Origin of the sequence: Streptomyces aureus (assembly GCF_000725495.1) — a bacterium.
In the GTDB taxonomy this organism is placed as follows: Bacteria; Actinomycetota; Actinomycetes; order Streptomycetales; family Streptomycetaceae; genus Streptomyces; species Streptomyces aureus_B.
Genome location: NZ_KL647039.1, coordinates 473,675 through 500,560, shown reverse-complemented (window position 1 = coordinate 500,560; position 26,886 = coordinate 473,675). Strand labels below are relative to the sequence as shown.

The following is a 26,886-nucleotide window of genomic DNA, read 5'->3' as shown; positions in this document are numbered from 1 at the left end:
TCCGTCCGCACCGGCGTGCGGCTCCGTGAAGCAGAGTACGGGGGTTGCTCCGGGTGACAGGGGCGCGATCAAGTCCCTTCAGGAGTTAGGTTGTTGACCGTCAGGTGACGCGACCCTCCAGGGAGATGCCCCATGTCCGGTGACGCCCTCGGCCAGGACCCCGCCGAGCTGAGAAGGAGGATCGACACGACCAAGGCGCACCCCGCCCGGGTCTACGACGTCCTCCTCGGCGGCAAGGACAACTACCCCGTCGACCGGAACGCGGCCGCCGCCGCGCTCGCCGCGAACCCGCGCGGCTACCTCGACGTCCGGCACAACCGCGACTTCCTGCGCCGCGCCGTGACCGCGGTCGCCGCGGAGGGCGGCATCCGGCAGTTCCTGGACATCGGCACCGGGCTGCCCACGCAGGAGAACGTCCACCAGATCGCCCAGCGCATCACCCCGGACGCCCGCGTCGTCTACGTGGACAACGACCCGGTGGTCCTGGCGCACGCGCGCGCCCTGCTCACCAGCGGACCCGAGGGCCGTACGGACTACATCGACGCGGACTTCAGGGAACCCAAGCAGATCCTCGAACAGGCCGTCGAGACACTCGACTTCACGCAGCCCGTCGCCCTGGTGCTGGTCGCCATCCTGCACTTCGTCGAGGACGCGGACGCCTACCCCATCGTGCGCGGGCTCGTCGACACGCTGCCGTCCGGCAGCCGCCTCGTCCTGAGCCACCTCACCGAGGACCTGAACGCGGAGGACATCCGCGCGGTCCAACGGACCTTCACCGAGCGGGGATTCACCTTCGTGCTGCGTTCCAGGGCGGAGGTCGAGCGCTTCTTCACCGAGAACGGTCTGATCCTGGACGAGCCCGGTGTCGTCCCCGCCCACCACTGGCGCCCCGACGGCGACGCCCCGGCCCCCGAGACCGCCGACCCCGCCTTCCTCGCCACGCTCGACGCGGTCGACAAGGTCCGCTACCTCGACATCAGCGACGTCACGGACGCGGACATCAACGTCTACGTCGCAACGGGCGTCAAGCCGTAGTCCTGGTAACGGGGTTGGAGCCCCGTCCGCATCCCGGAACGGGCGTGTGTAGAGGCCACGCACCGTCCTAGGGTGCGGTCGGGGGCGGCCCCGTCACGACGGGACCGCTCCCGACGACGCAAGCCCGCCGAGGAGCCGCCCGCGCGGGACGCAGAGCCGGGGCCCGCGCGGGACGCGGCCCGCAAGGACAAGGAGCCGTCACCGTGACCGTCACCGAACCCGCAGCCACGACCGCACCCGTGCCCCCGCTCGCCGCGCGGGCCACCGCGATCGGCGGTTCGCCGGTACGGGACATCCTCGCGGTCACCGCCCGCCCCGAGGTGATCAACTTCGCGGGAGGGCTGCCCGCCCCGGAACTCTTCGACGCGGACGGCATCGCCGCCGCCTACCGGGACGTCCTCGCCGACCAGCCCGAACGCGCCCTGCAGTACTCGACGACCGAGGGCGAACCGTCGCTGCGGGCCGCCCTCGCCGACCGCATGAGCGCGCGCGGACTGCCGACCGGGCCCGACGACGTCCTCGTCACCACCGGCTCGCAGCAGGCCCTGTCGCTGCTCGCCACCGCCCTGCTCGAACCCGGCGACACCGTCCTGGTCGAAAGCCCCTGCTATCTGGCGGCACTTCAGGCGTTCGCCTTCGCCGGGGCGCGCGTGGTGGCCGTGCCGGGCGACGACGAGGGCCTCGACCCCGACGCCCTCGGCGAACTCGTGGCGCGCGAGCGCCCCAAGCTCCTCTACACCGTGCCCACCTTCCAGAACCCGACCGGACGCACCCTGCCGGCCGGCCGGAGGGCCGCCGTCGCCCGGGCCGCCGCCGCGCACGGCCTGTGGATCGTCGAGGACGACCCGTACGGGGAGCTCCGCTTCGAGGGCGAGCGGGTCCCGTGGATCGCCACCCAGGACGGCGCCGGGGACCGGACGGTCCTCCTCGGCTCCTTCTCCAAGGTCATGGCACCGGGCCTGCGGCTCGGCTGGCTGCGCGCACCAGCGGCCCTGCGCCGCGCGTGCACCGTCGCCAAGCAGGCCGCCGACCTGCACACCCCGACGGTCAACCAGCTGGCCGCCGCCCGCTATCTGGCCGACCGCGACCTGGACTCCCACGTGGCCCAGGTCGCGGCCGTCTACCGCGAGCGGCGTGACGCCATGCTCGCGGGCATGGGCGCCGCCCTGCCGGACGGATCCACCTGGACCCGCCCGGAAGGCGGCATGTTCCTCTGGGCCCGTCTCCCCGAGGGGTACGACACGACGGCCCTGCTCCGCCGGGTGGTGGACCGCGGCGTGGCCTACGTCCCCGGCGCGCCCTTCTACGCGGCCACCCCGGAGACGTCGACGCTGCGCCTGTGCTTCGTCACCCAGACGCCGGAGGAGATCGCCGAGGGGTTGCGGCGGTTGGAGACGGGCTTGCGGGGCTAGCGGACGGGGACGGCGACGCGGGCGACGGGCTCGCGGAGGTCGCGGACGGCGTCGGGGATGCGGGAGCCGAGGACACGGAGGTGGGCGACGGGGACGCGGAGGTCGAAGACGCCGACGCGTCGCCCGGGGACGGGGTCGCCGAGGGCGAGGGAGTCCTCCGGGCCGTGTCCCGGGAGGCCGGCCGCTGGCCGATCCGGTCCACGACACCCTGCACCACGACGCCTCTGACCTGGTAGAACCCGCCGTTCTTGTCCGAGTGTCCGCGCTCGAATATCCCGAGGTAGGCGTAGGTCCTCGAGTCGAAGAGGAAGCCCATCGCCATCTTGGGATAGGAGACCCCTATGCCGTGCCGGCCGAGCGCGTTCACCCGGTCGTGGTCGATCCTGACGGCGGGCATCCTCGACAGGGCCTCGAACGCGGCGGCCCGCAGTCCCGGAGGCAGGACCCGGGGGCCCCGCAGGAACAGGCATGCTTGGAAGTACGCCATGGCGTCGCCCTGCGGATCCTGCGCGGCGCCCCCGCCGCCCCGGAACCATGTGAGGAGCTCGTCCGGGTCCGTCGGCCACTTCTTCAGCTTCGAGTACTGCAGGGGGATCGACTGCACCTCGTGCTTGCCCAGGGGCGGGTCGTCCTGAATCCTGCCGTTGTAGATGTACCGGGTGGGCTTCGAGCCGTCCACCGACAACCAGCACTCGTCGACGAGCCGCATCTTCCGACCGTCCCTGTCGTAGGTCCGGTGGGTGATCTCCCTGGAGTACATGTACTGGTCGTCGCGGGGGATCGGCATGCCGGTGCCGTCCGACCGCGACCGGTCCGCGGCCTTGTGCAGCACCTCGGCGGCGGTGAGCGCGGGCGACCGCGTGCCCCCGGCGCGGACGGCCAGCAGGGTCGTGCCGGCCACCGCGGCAGTGCCGGTGGCCGCGATCGCCGCGCGGAACACCAGCCGCCGCGACAGCGGGCGCTGCCGGGCGAGGGCCGTTCCTCCGCCCATCTCCTCGCCGATGGCGTCCTGGAGCCGGCTGAAGGCGACGGCCCGTGCCCGGTCGGTCGGTCCGGCCGGCTCGGCCGTCGCCGCGAGGTCGCGTACCAGGGTGAGGTCATCCACGGCGGGGTTCCTCCTGTTCCTCTCGAAAGGCTGTGGGATCCGACCCGCCCAGTGCTTCGCGCAGCTTCTTCCGGGCCCGGTGCAGCCGGGAGCGCACCGTGCCCACCGGTATGCCCAGGGCCTCGGCGGCCTCCGCGTAGTCGAGGTCTCCCCAGGCGATGACCAGCAGGACGTCCCGGTGGCGCGCGGGCAGTTTCGCCAGGGCCGCCGACAGGGCTCCGCGCGTGCTCTCGGCGCTGATCCGGGCGACCACCCGCTCCGCCAGCGCCTCGCCGGCGCTCTCGTCGGCCGGAACCGTGGAGACGACCCGGGACAGTGCCCCCAACTGCCGTGCCTCGGCCCGGCGGTGCCCGCCGATCAGCCGTGTGACGATCCCGTACAGCCAGGGCCGGGCGTGCGGCCTCGACAGGTCGTACCGGCGCCGCCGCTGGAAGGCGATCACGAACGTCTCGGCCATCAGATCGTCCGCGGCCTCCGTGCCGAGGCGCCGGGCCGCGTACCGGTGGATGTCGTCGGCGTAGCGGCGGAACAGCTCGGCGAACACGTCGGGTTCGTCGAAGGACCGCTCGATCACCGAGGCGTCGGAGTCGTCGGCCGTACCCGCCGCGGCCCCGCCGGTGGCATAGGCGGCGGCGGGGGGACCGTGGACTTTGACGCTCGGTGAGAGGGTCATCGGTCGCCTCTCGGGCTCATGGATCTCCTCGAAGACGGGGGCAGTTCACCCGCTGTCCGTCGCAGCCCGCTTTCGAGTTCCCGTTTCCGGGCGACCAGTTTTCCGGCGCATCGAGGAGCGGCTCGATCCGGCCGGCTCAGTCCCGTCGGCTCAGTCCCACCAGAAGGCCCACACCTTCTCGTTCAGCACCTCGCGCTCGGCGTACTCCCGCAAGGTCGTCCGGCTGCCCTGGTCGATGTTGTCCGGGCAGAACGCGTAGTGCTCGGCGGCGACCGCCTCGGCCTCGGCCATCGTCGTCGGCGGGGCCGCCACGGACACCACCAGCTGGTCGAAGGTCAGGGCCACCACACGTATGCCGAAGCGGTCCTCCCACGAGCGGAGCACCGCGCACAGCCGCGCCACGTCGTTCTCGTGGTTCACTGGCCCGGTCCAGCCGATGACCGCCGGGATGTCGGCGCTGCGGCGGGCGAAGACCAGGGCGAGCCGGGGGTCCTTGAGCCAGGAGCCGGACGCGGTGAGGGAGTCGGCGACCTCGGCGGCGCGGGCGTCCGGGTCCGCGTCGGGCGCGGTGGCGTCGGCCGGGCCGGGCCGGAGCGGCCCGTACGGAGCGATCGTCCCGTCGGGGCCGGGCTGCTCCCCGAAGACCTCGACGACCTCGTCCTCGCCCGGGTGGTCCTCGTCGGCGCCGGCTTCCGCCCCCGCGTACGCCTCCCAGAGCTCCGCCAGCACCTCCTCGGCGTCGTGGTCCCCGGGGTACGACATCATGTCCGGCGACAGCTCCCACTCCGCCGGTCCGTTCTGCGTGTCGCCGACGTCCAGCAGCACCGGCAGCAGCCCGGAGGTCCGGGCGCCGGACAGGGCCGCCCAGCCGCCGGGAGCCGCCCGGTCCTCGGCGTGCCACAACAGGGGCTCGTGCCACGGGCCGTCGCTCGTCGCGTCGATCAGTCGCCCGGCCGGAAGACCGAGCCCGAGCGCGTGCCCGCTCGGGTCTGCCGCCAGCCGCGGCAGCGGATTGGGAAGGGTCGCCATGCCGGTGACTGTAGGACCCGCCACTGACAGCGCCCCGGCCACGGGTGCCGCGTCCCGCCACGCGTGCGGTGCTCTTCGAACGGGCCCGGCTGCCGGGGGGCCTGAACTCAGGCCCCCCGGTGGGGTGTCAGAGCCGCTCCGGCGTCCTGATGCCCAGGAGGGACATGCCCTGGTGGAGGGTGCGGGCCGTCAGGTCGCACAGGAACAGGCGGTTCTCCGCGACCTCCTGCTCCGGGGCCGGCTTGATGACCGGGCACTGGTCGTAGAACGTCGTGTACAGCGACGCCAGTTGGTACAGGTACGCCGCCAGCTTGTGCGGGGCGTACTCGGCGGCGACCTCCTCCAGCGTCTCCCCGAACCGGTCCAGGTGCAGGCCCAGCGCCCGCTCCGCCGGGGCCAGTTCGAGCTCCGGGTGAGCCAGCGGGGTGCGCTCGCCGGCCTTGCCGAAGATCGACCGGATACGGGCGTACGCGTACTGGAGGTACACCGACGTGTCGCCGTTCAGCGAGACCATCTGGTCCAGGTCGAACTTGTAGTCCCGCACCGCCGAGGTCGACAGGTCCGCGTACTTCACGGCGCCGATGCCGACGAACCGGCCGTTCTCCTCGATCTCCCGCTCGGTCAGACCCACCTTCTCGGCCTTCTCCCGCACGACGGCCGTCGCCCGGTCGATCGCCTCGTCCAGCAGGTCCACCAGCCGGACCGTCTCGCCCTCACGGGTCTTGAACGGCTTGCCGTCCTTGCCCAGCACCGTGCCGAACGCGAGCTGCTGCGCCTTCACGTCGTCGTTCAGCCAGCCGGCCCTGCGCGCGGTCTCGAAGACCATCTTGAAGTGCAGGGACTGCCGGGCGTCCACGACGTAGATCAGGCTGTCGGCCTTCAGGTTGAAGACACGGTCGCGGATCGCGGACAGGTCGGTCGCCGCATAGCCGTAGCCGCCGTCCGACTTCTTCACGATCAGCGGCACCGGGTTGCCGTCCGGGCCCTTCACGTCGTCGAAGAACACGCACAGCGCGCCGTCCGAACGGACCGCCACGCCCGACTCCTCCAGGAGCCGGCACGTCTCGTCCAGCATGTCGTTGTAGCCGGACTCGCCGACCACGTCCGGGTCCCGGATCTCCATGTCCAGCTTGTCGAAGACCGAGTAGAAGTAGATCTTCGACTCGTCCACGAACTTCTGCCACATGGCCAGCGTCTCGGGCTCACCCGCCTGGAGGTCCACCACCCGGCGCCGCGCCCGCGTCTTGAACTCCTCGTCGGAGTCGAAGACGGTCCGCGCCGCCTTGTAGAGCCGGTTCAGGTTCGACATGGCCTCCTCGCCGGAGACCTCGCCGCCCTTGTGGTCCAGCTCGTGCGGGTGCTCGATCAGGTACTGGATGAGCATGCCGAACTGCGTGCCCCAGTCCCCGATGTGGTGCCGCCGCACGACGGACTCGCCGGTGAACTCCAGGATCTGCACCACCGCGTCACCGATCACCGCGGACCGCAGATGACCGACGTGCATCTCCTTGGCCACGTTCGGCTGCGCGTAGTCGATCACCGTCGTGCCCGGGTTCTCGGCCAGGGGCACCCCGAGGCGCTCACCGTCCGCGTACCGCTCGGCCAGGTTCGACACGATCGCCCGGTCGGTGACCGTGATGTTCAGGAAGCCCGGCCCGGAGACCTCGATGTCCTTGATCACGTCACCCGAGGCGACCCGCTCCACGACCTGCGTCGCGAGGTCGCGCGGGTTCGCCTTCGCCTTCTTGGCCAGGGCCAGGATCCCGTTGGCCTGGAAATCGGCCCGGTCGCTTCGGCGCAGCAGCGGGTCCGCGGAGCCGGTCTCGGGCAGAGCTGCCGAGAGGGCGTCCGCGAGGCGCTGATGGACGGAAGCGGTGAGGGACGTGACCGAGGCCATGGAGTGGCTGCCGTTTCTGCTCGGGTTCCGGAGACTCTGAATACGGAGAATCTGAGTACAAGGAAAGCCAGTATCCCACGTGGTGAAAAGCCGTTTTCGCGGTTCGGGTCCGAGCTGGGAGAATGGTCGCGTCAGCCGTACTCGCGTTTGAGGAAGAAGGACGTGCCGATCGTGGCTCAGAGCACCGAGACCACCGACTGGGTCTCCCGTTTCGCGGATGAGGTCATCGAGGAGTCGGAGCGCCGGGCCCCGGGCAAACCTGTCGTCGTCGCGTCCGGCCTGTCGCCGTCCGGGCCGATCCACCTCGGCAACCTCCGCGAGGTCATGACCCCGCACCTCGTCGCCGACGAGATCCGCCGCCGCGGGTACACCGTGCGCCACCTGATCTCCTGGGACGACTACGACCGCTACCGCAAGGTGCCGAACGGCGTGGCGGGCATCGACGGGTCCTGGGCCGAGCACATCGGCAAGCCGCTGACCTCCGTCCCGGCCCCGGCCGGCTCGGCGTACCCGAACTGGGCCGAGCACTTCAAGGCCGCGATGACCGAGGCCCTGGCCGAGCTCGGCGTCGAGTACGACGGCATCAGCCAGACCGAGCAGTACACCGCGGGCACCTACCGCGAGCAGGTCCTGTTCGCGATGAAGCACCGCGGCGACATCGACGCGGTCCTGGAGCAGTACCGCACCAAGAAGGCCCCCGCCAAGAAGCAGCAGGGCCAGAAGCCGCTCGACGAGGCCGAGCTGGAGGCCGCCGAGGGTTCCGGTGCCGCCGCCGAGGACGACGGCAGCTCCACCTCCGGGTACTACCCGTACAAGCCCTACTGCGGGCAGTGCGAGAAGGACCTGACCACCGTCACGGCCTACGACGACACGACGACCGAGCTGTCGTACACCTGCTCCGCCTGCGGCTTCGCCGAGACCGCCCTGCTCAGCGAGTTCAACCGCGGCAAGCTGGTCTGGAAGGTCGACTGGCCCATGCGCTGGGCCTACGAAGGCGTGATCTTCGAGCCCAGCGGCGTCGACCACTCCTCCCCGGGCTCCTCCTTCCAGGTCGGCGGCCAGATCGTCGGGATCTTCGGCGGCAAGCAGCCCATCGGCCCGATGTACGCCTTCGTCGGCATCTCCGGCATGGCCAAGATGTCCAGCAGCAAGGGCGGGGTCCCGACCGCGTCCGACGCGCTCCAGATCATGGAGCCGCAGCTGCTGCGCTGGCTCTACGCCCGCCGCCGCCCCAACCAGTCCTTCAAGATCGCCTTCGACCAGGAGATCCAGCGGCTCTACGACGAGTGGGACAAGCTCGCCGGCAAGGTCGCCGACGGCTCGGTCCTCCCGGCCGACGCCGCCGCGTACAGCCGCGCGGTCGGCACCGCCGCCGGAGAGCTGCCCCGGACCCCCCGCCCGATGGCGTACCGCACCCTCGCCTCCGTCGCCGACATCACCGCCGGCGCCGAGGACCAGACCCTGCGCATCCTGAGCGAACTCGACCCCGAGAACCCGCTCGCCTCCCTGGACGAGGTCCGGCCCCGCCTCGACAAGGCCGAGACCTGGATCAACACCCAGGTACCCGCCGAGGAGCGCACCGTCGTCCGCGACGAGCCCGACACGGACCTCCTGAAGTCCCTCGACGACCAGGGCCGCGAATCGCTGCGCCTGCTCCTCGAAGGACTGGAGGCGAACTGGTCCCTGGACGGCCTCACCCACCTCGTCTACGGCGTTCCCAAGGTCCAGGCGGGCTTCTCCGCCGACGCCACCGCCAAGGAACTCCCCGCCGAGATCAAGGTCGCCCAGCGCACGTTCTTCGCGCTGCTCTACCACCTGCTCGTCGGCCGTGACACCGGCCCGCGCCTGCCCACGCTGCTGCTCGCGGTGGGCCAGGACCGGGTGCGCAAGCTGCTCAGCGCGTAACCGGCACGGCCAGGCCGTACGAGGAAGGGGCTCCCGGTGATCACCGGGAGCCCCTTCCTCGTACACGCTGTCGCGCTCGTTCACCGACGCCCCTAGGCGATGTGGTCCTCCTGGAGCTCCGCCGTGTGGCGGTTGGTGAACCGCTGGACCATGCGGTCGGCCTCACGCTGCGGAAGCGTGACACGGTACGTCGCCTCCACATCACCCCTGAACTGGCCGGAGGTCGGGTAGCTGCCGTCTATCGACTTCTTGAAGACCAGGTAGTAGTCCTCCTCGGTCGGCTCCGTGCTGCCGCCCGAACCCAAGTCACGGGTACGGCCCGGGCCGGACGGGATCGGGAAGGTACCGGTGTCCTCCGCAGAGACCTCCGGGGCGGGCTCGGGGACCGACGGCTGCTCGTACTGCTGCCCGAACTGCCGCTGCTCCTCGAACCGCTGCTGCTCCTCGAACCGCTGCTGTTCCTGGAGCTGCTGAGTGGCCCAGAACTGCTGCTGCTCCTGGAACAGCTCGGCCTGCTGCTGCTCCGCGAACCACTGCTGGTACGCCGCGTCCGGGTCGTAGCCGCCCTGGTACTCGATGGACTGGGGGTTCCGCGCCTGGAGCCACGGATTCTGCGGCTCGGCGTACTCCGGCGACCCGGGGCGTTCGCCGCCCTCGGCAGCGGGGCGCTGCTCGATGGACTGGGGCTGAAGGGCCGCCGCGGGCTCCGGGGCACGACCGCCCGCGGACGCGTCGGCCGGCGCCAGGGCGGGAGCGGGCGCGGGCGCCGGAGGCAGCACCGCCGGCTCGATGCCCGCCGCCGCGAGACCCGCCGCGGCCGTCTCCGCCAGCGGCACACCGTAGCGGGCCAGACGCAGCGGCATCAGCGACTCGACCTGGCGCAGCATCGGGAACGGGATGCGGATCCACGTCAGCAGGAGGTCGAGGGCCAGCAGAACGCCGATACCCGCGTCGATGCCGATCGGGAAGACGTACGAGAAGTTCCCGAACCCCTTCTTGAACGCCAGCTCACGGACCGCCGCGTACGAACCGGCGAAGCCGATCCCGGCGATGATGAGCGCACCGGCGACGACCACACCGATGAGAATCTTGTGCATCCGTGTCAGCTGTATGGGCGCGGCCACCGGTACTCCCCTCCCCTTGCGTGTTGTTGCGCGCAACAGAGTGGCACATGTGTGTGGCGTACGGATGCGCGGTATGGACGGAGCCCGGTTCCGATGGGAACCGGGCTCCCGGGAAAGGCCCGCCGGAGAACCGGGCCGGGCCCCTTCACGGCCGAGGCCGGATCAGCTCTTCTTCGCCGCCGACTGCGACGGCGACGCGCTCTTCGAGCCCGCCTTCGACGTACCCGCGGCGCTCTTGGACGCCGAGGCCGACGGCGACGCGGAGGACGACGGGGCCTTCGACGAGCCGGACGGAGCCGGCGAACCCGCGCCCGCCGCGCCGCCGTCGCCGTTCGCGGCGGCCACCGCGGCCACCGCCTCCTTCGTGGCCTTCTCGGCCGCCTTCAGCAGCGCCGCCGGGTCCGGGGTCTTCTCGCCCGCGAGACCGGCACCGTTGTAGTCGAGCGTGACGACCACGTTCTCCACGCGCGCCACGATCGTCTGCTGCTTGAAGGTGCCCTCCTTCTTCTTCAGCCCGTACCGCACGGCCGTCGCCTCGTCGCCCGTACCCGCGACCGGAGCCGACTTGCTGTCCAGCGCGTCCGCGACCGTCTGCGCGGCCGACACCTGCTTCTGGAAGTAGTCGTGGGCCTGCTCGTCGCCCGAGCCGCGCGCGTCCGAGTCGAAACGCAGCAGCGCCACGTTCAGCCAGCGGAACTGAGAACCCTTCACCCCGTTGTTGTCGAGGCTGGTCCAGTTGCAGTTGCCACGCTGCTTCGGCTCGTCCAACTTGCCCGTCTTGCCGGACTTCGACCCCTTCGGTATCAGATCGTCCAGCGTCTTCTTCGACAGCGCCGAGCACGCCTTGGGCAGCGTCTGGTACTTGGCGGGCTGGACGGTGGGGGCCGCGCTGCTCGCGGACACCGTCGCTCCCGGGCCCGCGCTCGCTTCCTTCTGCGCGTCGTCACCGGAGCCGGAGTCCGAGGAACAGCCCGCGGCGACGAGCATCACCGGGAGGGCGGCCGCGCTGACAAGGATGCGGGGAAGTCGCTGTGCTCGGACTGCTCGCTGTACTGGTCGGTGCATGGTTCCTTCACTCGTGGCGCTCGTGGTACGACCGCACATGGCGTGTGCGACCGGTCGGGTCCGAGGGGCCACGGTACGCGGTGGGGCGCCAGGGCGGTTCCCGTTCGGGGGGTTTGCGCCGGGGTGCCCCCAGCGGCCGCGGAGCCGCTAGCCGTTGAGCCGGGAGGCCAGCTTCGCGGCCAGTTTCCGGGCCTTGTCCTGCATTTCCTTGCTGTCCGGGGCGCTCGCCGAAGCCGTCGGCTGCTCCGCGTATTCGATCGTCACGATGACGTTGGACGTGCGGAACACCACAGTCACCGTGCGCTGCTGAGCCGTCGACGAGCCGGTGCTCACCTTGTCGTCGAGGAACGCCTCGTCGCCCAGGTCGTCCAGCACGCGCGGCTGGAGATCGGCCGGGGTCTGCGAGGGGGAGGCCGTCGCGGACGGGCCGGAAGGGGCGCCCGAGGCGTCGCCGTTCTTCCCGCCCGCGTCGGCGTTGTCGTCGGCCGGGGCGCCGGAGCCGCCGCTCGGACTCGGCGTGGTGTCCGCGGACTCGGACGCGGACGCGGCGGGCGCCGGAAGGTCGGCCGCCGTCTGCTTGGAGGCGTACAGCTCCTCCGCCTTGCTCTCGTCGCTCACCGTGTTGTCGTACGAGACCACGCGCTCGAAGTCGACGAAGAGGTGGTCGGTGCCGGCGGCGGACGCCACCTTCCAGTCGCAGCCGTCACGCCGGTCCGTGTCGTACGTGAGCGTGGCCTCTCCCGCGTACGCCTTCTCCTGCAGCGTCTCGTCGGTGGTCTCCTGGATGCCGGGCAGCAGCTCGTCGAGCGTGTCGTGGTCGGCCGCGCCGCACGCCTCCGGGAGGGTGCGGTACTTGCCCGGCTGGGCGACCGGGGCCGTCGTGCCCGTGTCGCCGCCCTTGGAGTCCGGAGCCGAACCGCCCACGCCCGAACCGCCCGTGCAGCCCGCCAGCACCGCCGCGAGGAGCACGGCGGCGCCAGATACGTACGCCTTCCGCTGCACGGTGAGGCTCCTCTCGACGGTTCCCGACGGCGCTGCGGCCGGGGTGTCCTGTGGTTATTGGGTTGCCGCGCGGGGGCGGCCCCTGGAGACAATGTGTATCGCACGCACAGCCGTGGACGCCGGTCCGTTGTCCCATACGTCGACCTTGGCGCCGGTTTTGCGATTTAAGACTTCTGATGTGTTTCTGGGGATAGAGGACGATATGTCGTACGTAGAGATGCCGGGGGCGCAGGTTCCCATCCGTATGTGGACCGACCCCGCCTCGGTCGAGGACGTCGCGCTCCGCCAGCTTCAGAACGTGGCGACCCTTCCCTGGATCAAGGGCCTCGCCGTCATGCCGGACGTCCACTACGGCAAGGGCGCGACGGTCGGCTCCGTGATCGCGATGCGGGACGCGGTCTGCCCGGCGGCGGTCGGTGTCGACATCGGCTGCGGTATGTCCGCGGTGAAGACCTCCCTCACCGCCAACGACCTGCCGGGCGACCTGTCGCGCCTCCGCTCGAAGATCGAGGAGGCGATCCCGGTGGGCCGCGGGATGCACGACTCCCCGGTCACCCCGGACCGCTTCCACGGCCTGGCCACCGCCGGGTGGGACGACTTCTGGGGGCGGTTCGAGGGGGTCGCGGACGCGGTGAAGTTCCGTGAGGAGCGGGCCGTGAAGCAGATGGGGACGCTAGGCGCCGGAAATCACTACATCGAACTCTTGTTCGATTCCGAGGGCGTTGTGTGGCTTACGCTGCACTCCGGTTCCCGGAACATCGGCAAGGAACTGGCCGAGCATCACATCGGGGTCGCGCAGAAGCTCCCGCACAACCAGGGCCTGGTGGATCGGGACCTCGCCGTCTTCGTCGCGGACACGCCCCAGATGGCGGCGTACCGCAACGACCTGTTCTGGGCCCAGGAGTACGCGAAGTACAACCGCACGCTGATGATGGCGCTCCTCAAGGACGTGATCCGCAAGGAGTTCAAGAAGGCGAAGCCGGCCTTCGAGCCCGAGATCAGCTGCCACCACAACTACGTTGCGGAGGAGCGGTACGAGGGCATGGACCTGCTCGTCACGCGTAAGGGTGCCATTCGTGCAGGCTCCGGTGAGTACGGGATCATTCCGGGCTCCATGGGGACCAGCTCGTACATCGTGAAGGGTCTCGGCAACGAGAAGGCCTTCAACTCGGCTTCGCACGGTGCGGGTCGACGCATGAGCCGGAACGCCGCCAAGCGCCGGTTCACGACGAAGGACCTGGAGGAGCAGACGCGGGGTGTGGAGTGCCGTAAGGACTCCGGCGTCGTGGACGAGATCCCGGGTGCTTACAAGCCGATCGAGCAGGTGATGGAGCAGCAGCGCGACCTCGTGGAGGTCGTGGCGAAGCTGAAGCAGTTCATCTGCGTGAAGGGTTGATGCCGGTGGGGCCCCGCTTCGGGGCCTCACCGTTCGGTCGGTCAGACGCCTGCTGGCAGGGGGGTCTTGCCGGTCCGCAGGCGCCAGAGGCGGATGTAGCAGCTCTTCTCGGTCCTGCCGAGTTCCTTGGCTGCTGCGGCGTCGTTGTTCAGCGCCAACAGCAGTCGGTCCTCCGATGGCGTCCAGCGGCGGCGGTCAGGTGCTACACGCATGATGGCCGGGCGGGACCAAGTGCCGAGAGCTGCGGCGGTAGTCCGCTTGCGGTCCAGTGACAGGCAGCCCGGATAGTAGAGGTGGGCTCCCAATTTCTGTGCCGCTTCTGTCGTGTACAGGATGTTGAAGATGCCGTCTCGGGCATTGCGCTTGAGAGACCGCTCGACGCCCGTGATCCTGCCTGCGTAGAAACACAGGTAGGCGCCGATGGCGGCGCTGGCGGTGGCGAGAGAGACGAATGGCAGACCCTTGGCGGTGAAGCCCACCGAACCGTCCGCGTCGACCACTCCTCGGAGATAGTCGCGTTGCGAGAAGACGACGCGCGGAGGCGCGATGGCCCTGGACTTGCGGCCGTAGGGCAGGCCGAGTTCGTTCAGCTTCGTCCTTGCCTCTAGGGCGCACAGGGTCCAGATGGACGATTCGTGCGAGGCGGCGAAGTTCGTGGTTCGGGTGCGGCCGGTGATGGTGCTGTTGTAGGGCGTCAGGCGCTGGAACTCGCGCAGGATGCCGACGTCGCGAGCGCTGAGCTCGACGGTCATACGTCCTTTCTGACCCGTTCCCTTGGAGAGGTGCCCGTCGGCTTGCAGGAAGCCGAACATGTAGGCGTAGTCGGGGACTTCGAGGTCCATGAACTCTGGTGCCGTGCTGCGGGATTCGTCCGATGCGCAGGGCAGCGCGTTAGGCTCGCGGTCAGCCATCAGGAAGCTCACTTCCGTGCTGGTCAGGCCCTCGGTCGGGATGGCAGTCCCGGCCGGGGGCCGTCGTGTTTGGTGTTGTGGCGCGAGCTTAGGTCGAGCGTTCGGGTGACGTGCGGGTGATCGAGTCGGTTCACCCGTGTGAGGTAGGTGTCGGGGTGCTGAGGTGCGGCGTTGTTCTCGGGCGGTGGGTCACTTCGTTGACAGGACTGCCCAGATCATGACGAAGGCCACGATGTGGATGCCGAAGAGGAAGTACGCCAGGTAGTACCAGACGTAGCGTTCTCGCTTCTTCTCCAGGGCCAGGCGGGCCTGTTCGCCGGGTGGGGGTGGGGGCGGGAGCTGGGGCTCGGGCCCAGGGCCGGTGGGGGGCTCGGGTGGTGTTCCGGGTCCGGGCGGGGGTGGCTGGGGGGCGGGTGCCTCGTCCGGGGTCACAGTTCGCGGTGGATCTTTGTGTTCGAGGCCTGGGCGCGGGGGCGGACCACCAGCAGGTCGATGTTCACGTGGCTCGGGCGGGTGACCGCCCATGTGATCGTCTCGGCGACGTCGTCCGCGGTGAGGGGCTGGGCCACGCCCGCGTAGACCTTGGCCGCCTTGTCGCTGTCGCCGCCGAAGCGGGTCAGTGCGAACTCCTCGGTCTTGACCATGCCCGGGGCCACCTCGATGACCCGGACCGGCGTGCCCACGATCTCCAGGCGCAGCGTCTCCGCGAGCACGTGCTCGGCGTGCTTCGCGGCCACGTAGCCGCCGCCGCCCTCGTACGTGCCGTGGCCCGCCGTGGACGACAGGACGACGACCGTGCCGTCGCCGCTGGCGGTCAGGGCCGGGAGCAGGGCCTGGGTGATGTTCAGGGTGCCGATGACGTTCGTCTCGTACATCTGGCGCCACTGGGCCGGGTCGCCGGTCGCGATCGGGTCGGCGCCGAGCGCGCCGCCCGCGTTGTTGACCAGTACGCCGATCGTCTTGAACGCCGACGCGAACTCGTCGACCGCGGTGCGGTCCGTGACGTCCAGGGTGTACGCGGTGGCCTGGCCGCCGGCGGTGGTGATCTCCTCCGCCAGCGCCTCGATGCGGTCCTTGCGGCGGGCCGTCAGGACGACGCGGTAGCCCTCGGCCGCGAGCTGGCGGGCCGTCGCGGCGCCGATTCCGCTGCTTGCACCGGTGACGACGGCGATACGGGACGCGGCGGCGGGGGTCATACGGCTGCTCCTTGGCGGTGTCTGGGTGTGCTCGGTCTTACCGGCCAGGATAGGCGGGGGTCAGTTGCCGCCTCGGGGGGCGTACATGATCACGGCGGCGCCGGCGAGGCAGATGAGGGCGCCGGTGATGTCCCAGCGGTCGGGGCGGTAGCCGTCGGCTACGACGCCCCAGGCGAGGGAGCCGGCGACGAAGACGCCGCCGTATGCGGCGAGGACGCGGCCGAATTCGGCGTCGGGCTGGAGGGTGGCGACGAAGCCGTACAGGCCGAGGGTCATCACGCCGGCGCCGATCCAGATCGCGCCGCGGTGTTCGCGGACGCCCTGCCAGACGAGCCAGGCGCCGCCGATCTCCAGGAGTGCGGCGAGGGCGAAGAGCAGCGCGGTGGGTCGGGGCCGTGCCGGTGCATCAGCCCGTCGCCGTCGGACGGAGATGTGGACGTTGGTGGCGACGGGCATCGATGTACCGGCACGTCCCCTCGCGTGCGTGGCCGGGTGCCGGTGAATCGTTGCTGAGGTCCAGCCCCTCGCGCCGGATCCCGGCCGCGGGTGCGTGGTGGCTGACGCCCTGGGCTTCGCGCCGGAATCCGGCGGCTGCGGTGCGTCGTGGCTGTCGCCGTGGGCTTCGCGTGGTCGGCCCGGCCGGCTGCACGCTTCGTCCTGCCCATCGGCACCTTTCAGCCCCGGGCAAGGACAATTCAGCCCCTCCGGCGTTTGAGGAGCGGGGGGTCGGGGGCGGAGCCCCTGGGGTCGGGTCGGGTCGGGTTGGGTAGGGGCGGAGGGGGCGAAAGTAGCTTGGGGAGTGGGTGCTCGTGTCTGGTGGGGGAAGGACTGCGGCGTACGATTTCGGCAGGTGAAAGGGGGCCCTATGGGCGGCGACGGGGGTGCGCGGGGGCGGCTGCTGGAGGAGCTGGCGGACGTGTCGCGCCGGTACATGGCCTCGTACGCCCTGTTCAACCAGGCCCTCGCCGACCACGTCGGCCTGCACCCCACGGACGTGCAGTGCGTGAACCTGCTCAGCCTGGAGAACGGTCCCGTGACCACGGGGCGGATCGCCGAGATGACGGGGCTGACCACCGGGTCGGCCACGCGGCTGGTGGACCGGCTGGAGAAGGCCGGTTACGTGGTGCGGGAGCGCGACGTGGTCGACCGGCGGCGGGTGCTGGTGGCGACCGTGCCCGAGAAGATCGCCGAGTTCGGGCGGATGTGGGAGCGGCTGGGCGCGGGCTGGTACGGCCTGTTCGAGGGGCTGGACGAGGACGGGATCGCCCTGATCATCGGGCACATGCGGCGCACGGTCGACTTCAGCGCCGAGCAGGTGGCCCGCCTGCGGTCCGGGGATTTTCAGGAAGCCTCGGACGACGCGTCGTAGCGCTCGCGTGCCTCGACGACCTCCTCGATGTGGTGCTCCGCCCAGTCCTTGACGGCGGTGAGCAGGCAGCTGAGGTTCACGCCCAGCTGTGTGAGTTCGTAGTCGACGCGGACCGGTACGGACGGCGTGACCGTGCGGGACAGGATGCCGTCGCGCTCCAGTGAACGCAGCGTCTGCGTCAGCATCTTGGGGCTGACGCCGGCGATCTTGCGGCCGAGGTCGCTGTACCGCATGGGTCCGCCCGCCTCGGCGAGCGCGCTCACGATCAGGCTGACCCACTTGTCGCTGATGCGGTCCAGGAGCTGGTTGGTGGGGCAGCTCTTGAGGAACGCGTCGTACTCGAAACGGGCCTGTTGGCGCCGCTGGGCCGCCGTCGTGGTCGCCATGACGTACCTCCGGGTGACGTACGCACCTTCAGGTGCCTACTTACCAATGGATAGTAGCTCTTCCTAGGGTTGTTGTGGCGGGTGAGAGACCCGCGGATGACCTACAGATGGGGTGAGCTGGGATGCGTGCAGCGGTCGTGACGTCGTTCGGTGGTCCGGAAGCCGTCGAGATCGGCGAGGTCGCCCTGCCGGAGCCGGGGGCGCGGCAGGTGCGGATCAGGGTGACGGCAGCGGCGGTGAACCCCGTGGACGCCGGGGTGCGCGCCGGTGTCTTCGGGGGCGCGGGGAAGCGGCTGGGGCTCGGCTGGGACGTGGCCGGGGTCGTGGACGCGGTGGGGGTCGCCTCGGGGTGGAACGTCGGTGACGAGGTGGTGGCGCTGGCGTACGGGACCGCCAAGGACCTCGGTACGCACGCCGACCAGGTGGTCGTCGACGCGGACGCGGTGGCCGTGGCGCCCCGTTCGGTCGACGCGGCGCACGCGGCGAGCCTGCCGCTCAACGCTCTGACCGCGGCCCAGGCGCTGGACCGGCTGGCGCTGGAGCCGGGGCAGAGTCTGCTCGTGACCGGGGCGGCGGGCGCGGTCGGCGGGTACGCCGTGCAGCTCGCCTCCCGGCTCGGGGTGAGGGTGATCGGGCTGGCCCGGGAGGACGACGAGGAGTTCGTGCGGTCCCTGGGGGCGGAGCGGTTCGTGTCGGACGGGGTGGCCCCGGGCAGTGTGGACGCGGTCCTGGACGCGGCGATCCTGGGTGCCGACGCCCTGGAGTGGGTGCGGGACGGGGGCGTCTTCCTGGGTGTCATCCCCGGGGCCCAGCCGGAGTCCGTGCGCGGGGTGCGGACCGGCGCCGTGGAGGTCGCCGCCGACGGGGCCCGGCTCGCGGAGCTCGTGGCGCTCGTCGACGAGGGGGTGCTGACGACGCGGGTGGCCGGGACGTACGCGCTCGACGAGGCCGTGAAGGCGCATGCGCGGCTCGCGGAGGGCGGGCTGCGGGGCCGGCTGGTCCTCGTGCCGTAGCGGTCACTGGTGGTGCTGGTCCGGTGCCTTGAGCGGGAGCAGGCGTACGAGGGGGCAGCACAGGAGGGTGACGGCGGCGACGACGGTGAGGCTCACGCCGGCGGGGCGGGCCCCGTCCCCGCCGGTGTGGAAGTAGACGGTGGTGACGGCGGCCGCTCCGACGGCGTTCGCGAGCTGCTGGACCGCGCCGAGCGAGCCGCCCGCGCTGCCGGCCTCCTCGGGGGCGATGTCGCCGATGGTGACGTCGTAGAGCGAGCCGAAGCAGGCGCCCATGCCGAGGCCGATGACGAGCAGCGGCGGGACCAGGGCCCAGCCGCCGGTGTCCGTGCCGGAGACGGTGACCAGGGCGAGCAGGTGGACGGTTCCGGCGAGGGTGACGAGGAAGCCGATGAGGACGAGGCGGCGGCCCAGGCGGGCGATCAGGCGGTAACAGGCGATCGAGGCGATGACGATGCCGGCGGACAGGGGGGTCAGGGCGAGCGCGGCGGACGCGGGGGAGCGGCCGAGGCCCTGCTGGAGGAAGAGGGAGACGACGTAGAGGAGTCCGGCGACCGCGGCGAAGAAGACGATGCCGAGGAGCAGTCCCGAGGTGAAGCCGCGGTTGTGCAGGAGGGAGGGCCGGATCAGGGGGCTGGGGGCGGTGCGCTGGCGGTGGCAGAACGCGGCGAAGAGCGCGAGTCCGGCGAGCAGGAGGAGGACGGGGACCGCGTTCCAGCCGTGGGCCGAGCCCTCGATGAGGCCGCTGAGCAGGGCGAGCATGGTGGCGCCGAGAAGGGCGGAGCCGGGGATGTCGACCGTGGTCCCGCGGTCGCCGGTGTCGTGGGGGAGCAGGCGGGCGGCGGCGAGGAGTGCGGCGCCGCCGAGGGCGAGGTTGATCAGGAACATCGGGCGCCAGCCGAGGCCGGCGAGGTCGGCGTCGACGATGAACCCGGCGAGGACGGGGCCGCCGACGGCGGACAGGCCCATCACCGGCCCGAAGAGGCTGTAGGCCTTGCCGATCTGGTCGCGGGGCCAGGTCGCGCCGAGGATGCCGAAGCCCTGGGGGATGACGAGCGCGCCGAACGCGCCCTGGACGAGCCGGGCGGCGACGAGGGTGCCCGGGGTCGGCGCGAGGCCGCAGGCGAGGGACGCGGCGGTGAAGCCGGCGAGGCCGGTCAGGAAGAGCCGGCGGCGGCCGTACCTGTCGCCGAGCCGTCCGCCGAGGACGAGCAGGACGCCGAGCGCGAGGGCGTAGGAGGCGCCGAGCCACTGGATGAGGGCGGTGCCGCCGCCGAGGTCGTGGGCGATGGTCGGGGCGGCGATGTTGGTGATGGTGCCGTCGAGGAGGTCGAGGACGTCGGCGGCGAGGACGACACCGAGGATCGCCCAGCGGGCGCGGGCGGAGGGGTGCTCCGTCTTTTCATTTGCGTCATGCAGTATCTGCGTCACGCAGATAAATGTGAGGCATGGGCCGCGGCGGGGTCAAGCGGGATTACGGCTGGAGGCCGGCGATGGAATACCTGGGGCGGGGTGGTGGTTCGAGGGTATAGTTGAAGCGTCAACAACTTGGAGGGTGAGCGACCATGCAGTTCGGGATCTTCAGCGTCGGCGATGTGACACCGGACCCCACCACGGGACGGGAGCCGACCGAGCGCGAGCGCATCAAGGCCATGGTCGCCATCGCGCTGAAGGCCGAGGAGGTCGGACTCGACGTCTTCGCGACCGGCGAGCACCACAACCCGCCGTTCGTGCCGTCGTCACCGACGACGATGCTCGGCTACATCGCGGCGCGCACCGAGAAGCTCGTGCTGTCCACGTCCACCACGCTGATCACCACCAACGACCCGGTGAAGATCGCCGAGGACTACGCGATGCTCCAGCACCTCGCGGACGGCCGGGTCGATCTGATGATGGGCCGCGGCAACACCGGCCCGGTCTACCCCTGGTTCGGGCAGGACATCCGCCAGGGCATCAACCTCGCCGTCGAGAACTACGCGCTGCTGCACCGTCTGTGGCGCGAGGACGTGGTGACGTGGGAGGGCAAGTTCCGTACGCCGCTGCAGTCGTTCACCTCCACCCCGCGCCCGCTGGACGGTGTCGCGCCCTTCGTCTGGCACGGCTCCATCCGCTCGCCCGAGATCGCCGAACAGGCCGCGTACTACGGCGACGGCTTCTTCCACAACAACATCTTCTGGCCCGCGGACCACACCAAGAAGATGATCGAGCTCTACCGCGAGCGGTACGCGCACTACGGGCACGGCACGGCCGAGCAGGCGATCGTCGGGCTCGGCGGCCAGGTGTTCATGCGGGCCAACTCGCAGGACGCGGTACGGGAGTTCAGGCCGTACTTCGACAACGCGCCGGTGTACGGGCACGGGCCGTCGCTGGAGGAGTTCACCGAGCAGACGCCGCTGACCGTCGGCTCGCCGCAGCAGGTCATCGAGAAGACGCTGGCGTTCCGCGAGTACGCCGGTGACTACCAGCGCCAGCTGTTCCTGATGGACCACGCGGGCCTGCCCCTCAAGACCGTCCTGGAGCAGCTCGACCTCCTCGGCGAGCAGGTCGTGCCCGTGCTGCGCGAGGAGTTCGCCAAGAACCGTCCGGCCGATGTGCCGGACGCGCCGACCCACGCGGCGCGGGTGGCCGCGGCCAAGGAAGAGGTGAGCCGGGTATGAAGCTCGTCGTCGTCTCGGCGGGGCTGAGTGTTCCGTCGTCCACACGGCTGCTGGGTGACCGGCTGGCGGCCGCGACCGCCGGCCGGGCGGGCGGCTCGGTGGACGTCCGGGTCGTCGAACTGCGCGACCTCGCGGTCGAGATCGCGCACAACCTGACCAACGGTTTCCCCGGTCCCGCCCTGTCCGCCGCGATCGACGACGTGACGTCCGCGGACGGTCTGATCGTCGTCACGCCGGTCTTCTCCGCTTCGTACAGCGGGCTGTTCAAGTCGTTCTTCGACGTGCTCGACCAGGGTGTGCTGGCGGGCAAGCCCGTGCTGATCGCGGCCACCGGGGGGAGTGGGCGGCACTCGCTGGTCCTCGAGCACGCGGTGCGGCCGTTGTTCGCCTATCTGCGGGCTGTGGTCGTGCCGACCGGGGTGTACGCGGCTTCGGAGGACTGGGGTGCGGAGGGGCTGGCCGAGCGGGTCGATCGGGCTGCGGGGGAGCTGGCGGCACTGCTGCCGGCGCCGGTCGCGGCTCCGGTGTCCTCCTCCGCCCCCGAGGCGGCGGTCCCGGCCCAGCCCGCTGCCGGCCGAGCGGACCGGCCCATCGCCGGGCAGGCAGCTCAGCCCGTTGCCGGGCGGCCGGACCAGCCCATCGCTGGGCGGGCGGACGGGTTCCATGTGGTCCCGTTCGAGGAACAGCTGGCGGCGCTGCGCCCGTAACAGCTGTTTCTTCGCCCCCTCCGCCCCTACCCTTCCCGTACCTGGGGCTCCGCCCCAGACCCCGCTCCTCAAACGCCGGAGGGGCTGAATTTTCCCGGGCCGGGGCTGGTAGGCGCGCCGGGGGGGGGCTGAATTTTCCCGGGCGGGGCTGGAACGTTCCCGCGCCGGAACTGGATCTCAGTTCCCGCGCCGGAACTGGATCTCACACAAGCCACCACGCACCCGCAGCCGGGATTCGGCGTGAGGGGCCGTGCCGGTACATCGATGCCCGTCGCCACTAACGTCCACATCCCTGTCCAACGGCGACGGGCTGATGCACCGGCACGGCCCCGACCCACCCACCGGACCGTCGGCGCTCCGCCTCCGGCGACGGGCTGATGCACCGGCACGGCCCCGACCCGCCCACCGGACCGTCAGTGCGCGGCGGCCTCCACCGTGAAGCCGATCACCGTTCCGCCGCCCCTTCGCGGGTAGGCGAACGGCGTGCCCCCGTGGGCCGCGGAGACCTCGCGGACGATCGACAGACCGAGGCCCGAGCCGGGCAGGCTGCGCGCGTCGGCCGCCCGGTAGAAGCGGTCGAAGACCCGCACCAGATCCTCGTCACCGATCCCGGGACCACGGTCGAGCACCTCGACCCGTACCGGTACGGGAGCCCCGTGACGCCCGGCGAATGACCCGTCCGAACCGGTGGAGTCGGCGGAGCCCGGGGACGGGGACGGCGCCGGGCCGGGCGCGCTGATCGTGTCGGTGTGGGGTGGGGCCGGGCGGGGCCCCGTCACCCGGATCTCGATCGGCTCCGTCCCGCCCCGGTCGAACTTCGCCGCGTTCTCCACCAGATTCGACACCGCCCGCTGCAACGCGCTCGGCCGCCCGTCGACCGTGGTGTCCCCCGCGACCCGGACGGACACGTCCCGCCCGGTGCGCCGCCGCGCGGTGATCGCCACGTCCTCGGCCAGCTCGGCGAGGTCCAGCCGCCGCACGGGCTCGGTGTCCGACTGCCCGGCCGCGAGGGCGACGAGCTCGTTGACGAGGTCGGTCAGCTCCCGCGACTCCAGCGCCAGGTCGGCGACGAGTTCCTCACGGGCGTCGGGCGGCAGTTCGTCGATCCGGCGGAGCATGGAGATGTTCGTGCGCAGGGAGGTCAGCGGCGTACGGAGCTCGTGTCCCGCGTCCTGGACGAGCCGGCGCTGGTCCTCCTCGGACTGGGCGAGCCGGCCGAGCATCCGGTCGAAGGACCGGCCGAGCCGGGCGACCTCGTCGTGTCCGGTGACCGGCACCTGGATGCCGAGGCGACCGGTGCGGGCGACGTCCTCCGCGGCCCCGGCGAGCCGCACCAGGCGCCGGGTGATGCGCCGGGCCAGCCACCAGCCGAACAGCCCCGCGGCGATCACGACGGCCCCGACGAGCAGGACGGTCCGCTGCTGGAGCTCCCGGAGCAGGTCCTCGGTGTCGCTGAACTGCTGGGCGACCTGGACGGCGCCGCGTCCGCCGCCGAGCGAGACGGTGGCGAGCCGGTAGCGGTCGCCGGCGACGTCGACGTCCTTGTGCTGGACGAGCCCGCCGGCCCGGTCGTGGTCGGCGACGGCGCGGTCGTGGCTGTCGACGGGCAGGGGCGGGACACCGTGGTCGACGATCACGCCGCCGGGCCCGAGGACCTGCACGTCGGTGCGGCTGGGCCGGATGATGTCGTCGAGGGGCCCGTCGTGGTCGGGGTCGGAGGAGGCGAAGTCGCTCGTGTGCAGCGAGTGCTCGCGGACCTGGTCGCGCAGGTCCTGCACGACCTCGGCGAAGACGGTCTGCTGGTCGACCCGTACCAGCCGTGCGGCGGCGTCGTAGCTGAGGAACCCGACCAGGACCGTGACGACGGCGGCGACGGCCGCGAAGGACACGGTGAAGGTGGCCCGCAGGGAGGACACCTGCCGCAGCCGTCGTCGCACTCAGTCCTCCCTCAGGACGTACCCCACGCCCCGCACGGTGTGGATCAGCGCGGGGGCGCCGGGCTCGTCGAGCTTGCGCCGCAGGTAGCCCACGTAGACGGCGAGGTTCTTGGAGCCGGGGCCGAAGTCGTAGCCCCAGATCCGGTCGTAGATCGTGGAGTGGTCGAGGACGATGCCGGCGTTGCGGACGAGCAGTTCGAGGAGCTCGAACTCGGTGCGGGTCAGTTCCAGCTCGCGCTGCCCGCGCCAGGCGCGGCGGGCCTGGATGTCCATGCGCAGCCCGGCGGCGGAGATCTGCGCGCCGGAGGTCTGGGGCTCGCGGGGCGCGGGTGTGGACGTGTCCTCGTCGAAGGAGCCGTTGCCGGTGCGGCGCAGCAGGGCGCGCAGCCGGGCGAAGACCTCCTCGACATCGAACGGCTTGACGACGTAGTCGTCGGCGCCGGCGTCGAGGCCGGCGATGCGGTCGGCGGTCTCGACGAGCGCGGTGAGCATCAGGATGGGGGTGCGGTCGCCCTCGGCGCGCAGCACGCGGCAGACCTGGAGGCCGTCGATGCCGGGCATCATGACGTCGAGGACGAGGACGTCCGGCGGGGTGCGGTGGGCCTGGGCCAGCGCCTCCACCCCGTCGGCCACGGCCGTCACCTGGTAGCCCTCCAGGGTCAGTGCCCTTTCCAGGGCATGGCGGATGGCGCGGTCGTCCTCGGCGAGCAGTACGTTCTGGGGCACGCGACCAGTCTGCCAAGCCGTGGGCGGCGTGCGACCTGGTGAGCGGGTCCGGGAGGGGCCTTCTTACCGGCCTCCTACCCCTTTCCGGTGTGTCGGACGTGCCCGGATGCCGTGTCACCTGGGACGGGCCGCACCCGGCCTCGGGGAGGCCTCACCCGCCACGGGGGCGGACTCCGCCGGAGCCCGGGACGGGCTCACCCGGCATCCGGCGGGGCTCACTCGGTACCCGGCGGGGCTCACCCGGTACCCGTCGGGCCTCAGCCGACGTGGACCTTGGGCCGTCGCGCCCGGTCGGGTTCGGCCTCGCGCAGGACCTCCCGGGTGACGGGGGCGACCTCGCCCTGCCCGAAGAGGAAGAAGCGCAGGAAGTTGGTGAAGGGGTTGCCCTCGGTCCACTCGAAGTAGATGTGCGGGATGCCGCCGGTGGTGTCGCGGACGTGCAGGAGCAGGGCGGCCAGGGCGTTGGGGATGGAGGCGGACTCCAGGGTCAGGACGCGGTAGCGGCCGTGCAGCACCTCGCCGCGTACGTTCATGACGGACTCGAACTCCGAGGGGTCCCCGACGGTGACCTCCAGGAAGACGAAGTCCTCGTGGGCCGGGAGGTCGTGGTCGGCGCGGATCTGCTCGATCTTCTCGCGGTACTCGGCGATGTCGCGCTTGTCGGGTTCGTTGGCGACGAAGCGCATGCGCCGGCTGGCGATGTCCCGGACGAACCGTTCGGCCATGTCGTCCATGCTCATGCTGGTCACCCGCAGTTCGAAGGCGCGGGCGAGCCGGGAGAGCAGGGAGACGAGGATGATGCCGGCGATGAAGCAGGCGCCGATCTTCACACCGTCGGGGCGCTCGATGATGTTGACGACGGTCGTGTAGAGGAAGACCGCGGAGATGACCGCGAAGAGCACGGTCCAGTGCTTCTGGCGGGCCTTGCGGGCGGCGATGGTGACGGCGATGGCGGCGGAGCTGATCAGGACGAGGACACCGGTGGCGTACGCGCCGCCCTGCTTGTCGACGTCGGCGTCGAAGATCCAGGTGACCAGGAACGCGATCAGGATGAAGACGATCACCATGGGGCGGACGGCCCGGGCCCAGTGCGGGGCCATGCCGTAGCGCGGGAGATAGCGCGGCATGAGGTTGAGCAGTCCCGCCATGGCGGAGGCGCCGGCGAACCACAGGATGCAGATGGTGGAGACGTCGTAGACCGTGCCGAAGGCGTTGCCGAGGTATTCGTGGGCGAGGTAGGCGAGGGCGCGGCCGTTGGCCTGGCCGCCCGGCTGGAACTCCTTCTCGGGGATCAGCACGGTGGTGATGAAGCTGGTGACGATCAGGAAGACGCTCATGATCACGGCGGAGGTGGTCAGCAGCTTCTTGGCGCCGCGGATGCGTCCGGCGGGCTTCTCCTCGGTGTCGGCCGGGTCGCCCTCCACGTGGGGCATGACCGCGACTCCGGTCTCGAAGCCGGACAGGCCGAGGGCGAGTTTCGGGAAGACGAGCAGGGAGACGCCGATCATGGCGAGGACGTTGCCGTGTTCGGCGGTGAGCGCGGTGGTCCAGTCGGTGACGAGGTGCTCGTGGGTGGCGACCTCCCAGACTCCCGCGGCGGCGACGACGACGTTGAGCCCGAGGTAGATGCCCACCAGGACCACCGCGACGCCGATCGCCTCCAGGAAGCCCTTGAGGAAGACGGCCCCCAGCAGGGCCACCAGGAACAGGGTGATCAGCATCTGCTTGTCGTGCAGCGCGCTGTTCAGATGGGGGTTCTCCACCAGGTGGGTGGAGGCGTCGGCCGCCGAGAGGGTGATGGTGATCAGGAAGTCGGTGGCGGCGAAGCCGAGGAGGGTGAGGACGAACAGCTTGCCCTTCCAGAAGGAGAGCAGGCGTTCCAGCATGGCGATGGAGCCCTCGCCGTGGGGGCTTTCCTCGGCGACCCGGCGGTAGACGGGCAGGGCGCCCGCGAGGGTGACGATGACGAGGACGACGGTCGCGACGGGGGACAGCAGTCCGGCGGCGAGTGCGGCGATGCCGGGCTGGTAGCCGAGGGTGGAGAAGTAGTCGACGCCGGTCAGGCACATGACGCGCCACCAGCGCTGGCCCTTGTGGGCGGGCGCGGGCTCGGTCGGCTTCGGCAGCTGACGGCCCTTGCTCTTGCTGATGTCGGAGAGGCCTTCCAGCATCCACGCCCGCAAGCGGCTCGGCGGGGCGGGCTCGGTGCTGGCCATCGGTGACTCTCCTGACGTACGTCTCTTCGAACGGTTCCGGCCATCGAGGAGACGGCGCCCATCAGCGTATGCAGAGAGTGATCCCTGGGCCCGAGCGTCCAGGGGCCTCAGGCGTCAAGCTTGCGTTA

The 26,886-nt window shown here is 71.0% G+C and carries 24 protein-coding genes; 8 read left to right on the top strand and 16 right to left on the bottom strand.

All coding sequences use genetic code 11. The features are described from left to right. The first annotated feature begins 132 nt into the window (after positions 1-132). Together IO36_RS38535 and IO36_RS38530 are read left to right on the top strand one after the other, a co-directional pair. Positions 133-1,035 (top strand): SAM-dependent methyltransferase, encoded by a 903-nt coding sequence (locus IO36_RS38535; RefSeq protein WP_037627357.1) that lies wholly within the window; start codon positions 133-135, stop codon positions 1,033-1,035. 203 nt (positions 1,036-1,238) lie between these two features. Next, the gene (locus IO36_RS38530) at positions 1,239-2,447 is read left to right on the top strand and encodes an aminotransferase-like domain-containing protein (protein ID WP_037627355.1); all 1,209 of its coding nucleotides are present in this window, start codon (positions 1,239-1,241) and stop codon (positions 2,445-2,447) included. On the opposite strand, the gene IO36_RS38525 is transcribed toward IO36_RS38530, so the two are convergent. From IO36_RS38525 to argS, 4 genes are all read right to left on the bottom strand, one after another. Continuing rightward, the gene (locus IO36_RS38525) at positions 2,383-3,552 is read right to left on the bottom strand and encodes a CU044_5270 family protein (RefSeq protein WP_051901254.1); all 1,170 of its coding nucleotides are present in this window, start codon (positions 3,550-3,552) and stop codon (positions 2,383-2,385) included. The two genes, IO36_RS38530 and IO36_RS38525, sit on opposite strands and share 65 nt — an antisense overlap. Then, complete coding sequence (locus IO36_RS38520) at positions 3,545-4,225, bottom strand: RNA polymerase sigma factor (RefSeq protein ID WP_078943698.1); 681 nt, start codon at positions 4,223-4,225, stop codon at positions 3,545-3,547. The genes IO36_RS38525 and IO36_RS38520 overlap by 8 nt, the downstream gene beginning before the upstream one ends. A gap of 150 nt (positions 4,226-4,375) precedes the next feature. Further along, a complete protein-coding gene (locus IO36_RS38515; protein ID WP_037627353.1) occupies positions 4,376-5,254 on the bottom strand; it encodes a DUF4253 domain-containing protein in 879 nt (292 codons plus the stop codon). 127 nt (positions 5,255-5,381) lie between these two features. Then, positions 5,382-7,151 (bottom strand): arginine--tRNA ligase, encoded by a 1,770-nt coding sequence (gene argS / locus IO36_RS38510; RefSeq protein WP_037627351.1) that lies wholly within the window; start codon positions 7,149-7,151, stop codon positions 5,382-5,384. Positions 7,152-7,313: 162 nt separating this feature from the next. Here argS and lysS point away from each other — a divergent pair, with 162 nt between their 5' ends. Then, positions 7,314-9,056 carry a lysine--tRNA ligase gene (gene lysS, locus IO36_RS38505; RefSeq protein ID WP_037627348.1) on the top strand — a complete coding sequence of 581 codons (1,743 nt, stop codon included), beginning with the start codon at positions 7,314-7,316 and terminating at the stop codon, positions 9,054-9,056. Positions 9,057-9,148: 92 nt separating this feature from the next. Here lysS and IO36_RS38500 read toward each other — a convergent pair whose 3' ends face one another. The 3 genes from IO36_RS38500 to IO36_RS38490 form a co-directional block, all read right to left on the bottom strand. Then, on the bottom strand, positions 9,149-10,153 hold the full coding sequence (locus IO36_RS38500) for a DUF2637 domain-containing protein (RefSeq protein WP_037627346.1): 1,005 nt from the start codon (positions 10,151-10,153) through the stop codon (positions 9,149-9,151). Between the two features lie 189 nt (positions 10,154-10,342). After that, a complete protein-coding gene (locus IO36_RS38495; RefSeq protein WP_078943697.1) occupies positions 10,343-11,245 on the bottom strand; it encodes a DUF3558 domain-containing protein in 903 nt (300 codons plus the stop codon). A 147-nt stretch (positions 11,246-11,392) separates the two neighbouring features. Beyond that, the gene (locus IO36_RS38490; RefSeq protein WP_037627343.1) at positions 11,393-12,247 is read right to left on the bottom strand and encodes a hypothetical protein; all 855 of its coding nucleotides are present in this window, start codon (positions 12,245-12,247) and stop codon (positions 11,393-11,395) included. A 202-nt stretch (positions 12,248-12,449) separates the two neighbouring features. Here IO36_RS38490 and IO36_RS38485 point away from each other — a divergent pair, with 202 nt between their 5' ends. After that, positions 12,450-13,643, top strand: coding sequence for an RtcB family protein (locus IO36_RS38485; RefSeq protein ID WP_037627342.1), 1,194 nt, complete (start codon positions 12,450-12,452; stop codon positions 13,641-13,643). A 41-nt stretch (positions 13,644-13,684) separates the two neighbouring features. Here IO36_RS38485 and IO36_RS38480 read toward each other — a convergent pair whose 3' ends face one another. The 4 genes from IO36_RS38480 to IO36_RS38470 form a co-directional block, all read right to left on the bottom strand. After that, the gene (locus IO36_RS38480) at positions 13,685-14,554 is read right to left on the bottom strand and encodes a hypothetical protein (RefSeq protein ID WP_037627564.1); all 870 of its coding nucleotides are present in this window, start codon (positions 14,552-14,554) and stop codon (positions 13,685-13,687) included. 189 nt (positions 14,555-14,743) lie between these two features. Further along, a complete protein-coding gene (locus tag IO36_RS45430) occupies positions 14,744-14,986 on the bottom strand; it encodes a hypothetical protein (RefSeq protein ID WP_078943696.1) in 243 nt (80 codons plus the stop codon). Next, positions 14,983-15,750 carry an SDR family NAD(P)-dependent oxidoreductase gene (locus IO36_RS38475; RefSeq protein WP_037627340.1) on the bottom strand — a complete coding sequence of 256 codons (768 nt, stop codon included), beginning with the start codon at positions 15,748-15,750 and terminating at the stop codon, positions 14,983-14,985. The genes IO36_RS45430 and IO36_RS38475 overlap by 4 nt, the downstream gene beginning before the upstream one ends. Positions 15,751-15,810: 60 nt before the next feature. Beyond that, positions 15,811-16,206, bottom strand: a complete 396-nt coding sequence (locus IO36_RS38470) for a YnfA family protein (protein WP_078943695.1) — start codon at positions 16,204-16,206, stop codon at positions 15,811-15,813. 409 nt (positions 16,207-16,615) lie between these two features. Between IO36_RS38470 and IO36_RS38465 the strand changes: the two genes are divergently transcribed. Further along, entirely contained in the window at positions 16,616-17,119 is a 504-nt protein-coding gene (locus tag IO36_RS38465; protein WP_037627338.1) for a MarR family winged helix-turn-helix transcriptional regulator, read from the top strand. Here IO36_RS38465 and IO36_RS38460 read toward each other — a convergent pair. After that, on the bottom strand, positions 17,092-17,505 hold the full coding sequence (locus tag IO36_RS38460) for a winged helix-turn-helix transcriptional regulator (RefSeq protein ID WP_037627336.1): 414 nt from the start codon (positions 17,503-17,505) through the stop codon (positions 17,092-17,094). The two genes, IO36_RS38465 and IO36_RS38460, sit on opposite strands and share 28 nt — an antisense overlap. 122 nt (positions 17,506-17,627) lie before the next feature. On the opposite strand from IO36_RS38460, the gene IO36_RS38455 reads away from it, so the two are divergent. After that, a complete protein-coding gene (locus IO36_RS38455; protein WP_037627333.1) occupies positions 17,628-18,518 on the top strand; it encodes an NADP-dependent oxidoreductase in 891 nt (296 codons plus the stop codon). Between the two features lie 3 nt (positions 18,519-18,521). Here the strand turns inward: IO36_RS38455 and IO36_RS38450 are convergent, their stop codons facing one another. Continuing rightward, a complete protein-coding gene (locus tag IO36_RS38450) occupies positions 18,522-19,946 on the bottom strand; it encodes an MFS transporter (protein WP_037627331.1) in 1,425 nt (474 codons plus the stop codon). Positions 19,947-20,080: 134 nt separating this feature from the next. On the opposite strand from IO36_RS38450, the gene IO36_RS38445 reads away from it, so the two are divergent. Further along, the gene (locus IO36_RS38445; RefSeq protein ID WP_037627329.1) at positions 20,081-21,172 is read left to right on the top strand and encodes an LLM class flavin-dependent oxidoreductase; all 1,092 of its coding nucleotides are present in this window, start codon (positions 20,081-20,083) and stop codon (positions 21,170-21,172) included. Then, a complete protein-coding gene (locus IO36_RS38440) occupies positions 21,169-21,879 on the top strand; it encodes a CE1759 family FMN reductase (RefSeq protein ID WP_037627328.1) in 711 nt (236 codons plus the stop codon). Before IO36_RS38445 ends, IO36_RS38440 begins: the two co-directional genes overlap by 4 nt. Before the next feature lie 413 nt (positions 21,880-22,292). Here IO36_RS38440 and IO36_RS38435 read toward each other — a convergent pair whose 3' ends face one another. From IO36_RS38435 to IO36_RS38425, 3 genes are all read right to left on the bottom strand, one after another. Then, entirely contained in the window at positions 22,293-23,816 is a 1,524-nt protein-coding gene (locus IO36_RS38435; protein ID WP_037627327.1) for a sensor histidine kinase, read from the bottom strand. Beyond that, the gene (locus tag IO36_RS38430; protein ID WP_037627325.1) at positions 23,817-24,542 is read right to left on the bottom strand and encodes a response regulator transcription factor; all 726 of its coding nucleotides are present in this window, start codon (positions 24,540-24,542) and stop codon (positions 23,817-23,819) included. A gap of 257 nt (positions 24,543-24,799) precedes the next feature. Continuing rightward, complete coding sequence (locus IO36_RS38425) at positions 24,800-26,758, bottom strand: APC family permease (protein ID WP_037627323.1); 1,959 nt, start codon at positions 26,756-26,758, stop codon at positions 24,800-24,802. Between the last annotated feature and the right edge of the window lie 128 nt (positions 26,759-26,886).

What these genes read in the sequence shown, in the direction of transcription:
- IO36_RS38500 (WP_037627346.1), bottom strand. Translation starts at nt 10,153, where the DNA reads ATGCACAAGATTCTCATCGGTGTGGTCGTCGCCGGTGCGCTCATCATC.
- argS (WP_037627351.1), bottom strand. Translation starts at nt 7,151, where the DNA reads ATGGCCTCGGTCACGTCCCTCACCGCTTCCGTCCATCAGCGCCTCGCG.
- IO36_RS38480 (WP_037627564.1), bottom strand. Translation starts at nt 14,554, where the DNA reads ATGGCTGACCGCGAGCCTAACGCGCTGCCCTGCGCATCGGACGAATCC.
- IO36_RS38465 (WP_037627338.1), top strand. Translation starts at nt 16,616, where the DNA reads ATGGGCGGCGACGGGGGTGCGCGGGGGCGGCTGCTGGAGGAGCTGGCG.
- IO36_RS38470 (WP_078943695.1), bottom strand. Translation starts at nt 16,206, where the DNA reads ATGCCCGTCGCCACCAACGTCCACATCTCCGTCCGACGGCGACGGGCT.
- IO36_RS38445 (WP_037627329.1), top strand. Translation starts at nt 20,081, where the DNA reads ATGCAGTTCGGGATCTTCAGCGTCGGCGATGTGACACCGGACCCCACC.
- IO36_RS38485 (WP_037627342.1), top strand. Translation starts at nt 12,450, where the DNA reads ATGTCGTACGTAGAGATGCCGGGGGCGCAGGTTCCCATCCGTATGTGG.
- IO36_RS38425 (WP_037627323.1), bottom strand. Translation starts at nt 26,758, where the DNA reads ATGGCCAGCACCGAGCCCGCCCCGCCGAGCCGCTTGCGGGCGTGGATG.
- IO36_RS38440 (WP_037627328.1), top strand. Translation starts at nt 21,169, where the DNA reads ATGAAGCTCGTCGTCGTCTCGGCGGGGCTGAGTGTTCCGTCGTCCACA.
- IO36_RS38515 (WP_037627353.1), bottom strand. Translation starts at nt 5,254, where the DNA reads ATGGCGACCCTTCCCAATCCGCTGCCGCGGCTGGCGGCAGACCCGAGC.
- IO36_RS38495 (WP_078943697.1), bottom strand. Translation starts at nt 11,245, where the DNA reads ATGCACCGACCAGTACAGCGAGCAGTCCGAGCACAGCGACTTCCCCGC.
- IO36_RS38460 (WP_037627336.1), bottom strand. Translation starts at nt 17,505, where the DNA reads ATGGCGACCACGACGGCGGCCCAGCGGCGCCAACAGGCCCGTTTCGAG.
- IO36_RS38535 (WP_037627357.1), top strand. Translation starts at nt 133, where the DNA reads ATGTCCGGTGACGCCCTCGGCCAGGACCCCGCCGAGCTGAGAAGGAGG.
- IO36_RS38455 (WP_037627333.1), top strand. Translation starts at nt 17,628, where the DNA reads ATGCGTGCAGCGGTCGTGACGTCGTTCGGTGGTCCGGAAGCCGTCGAG.
- IO36_RS38520 (WP_078943698.1), bottom strand. Translation starts at nt 4,225, where the DNA reads ATGACCCTCTCACCGAGCGTCAAAGTCCACGGTCCCCCCGCCGCCGCC.
- IO36_RS38475 (WP_037627340.1), bottom strand. Translation starts at nt 15,750, where the DNA reads ATGACCCCCGCCGCCGCGTCCCGTATCGCCGTCGTCACCGGTGCAAGC.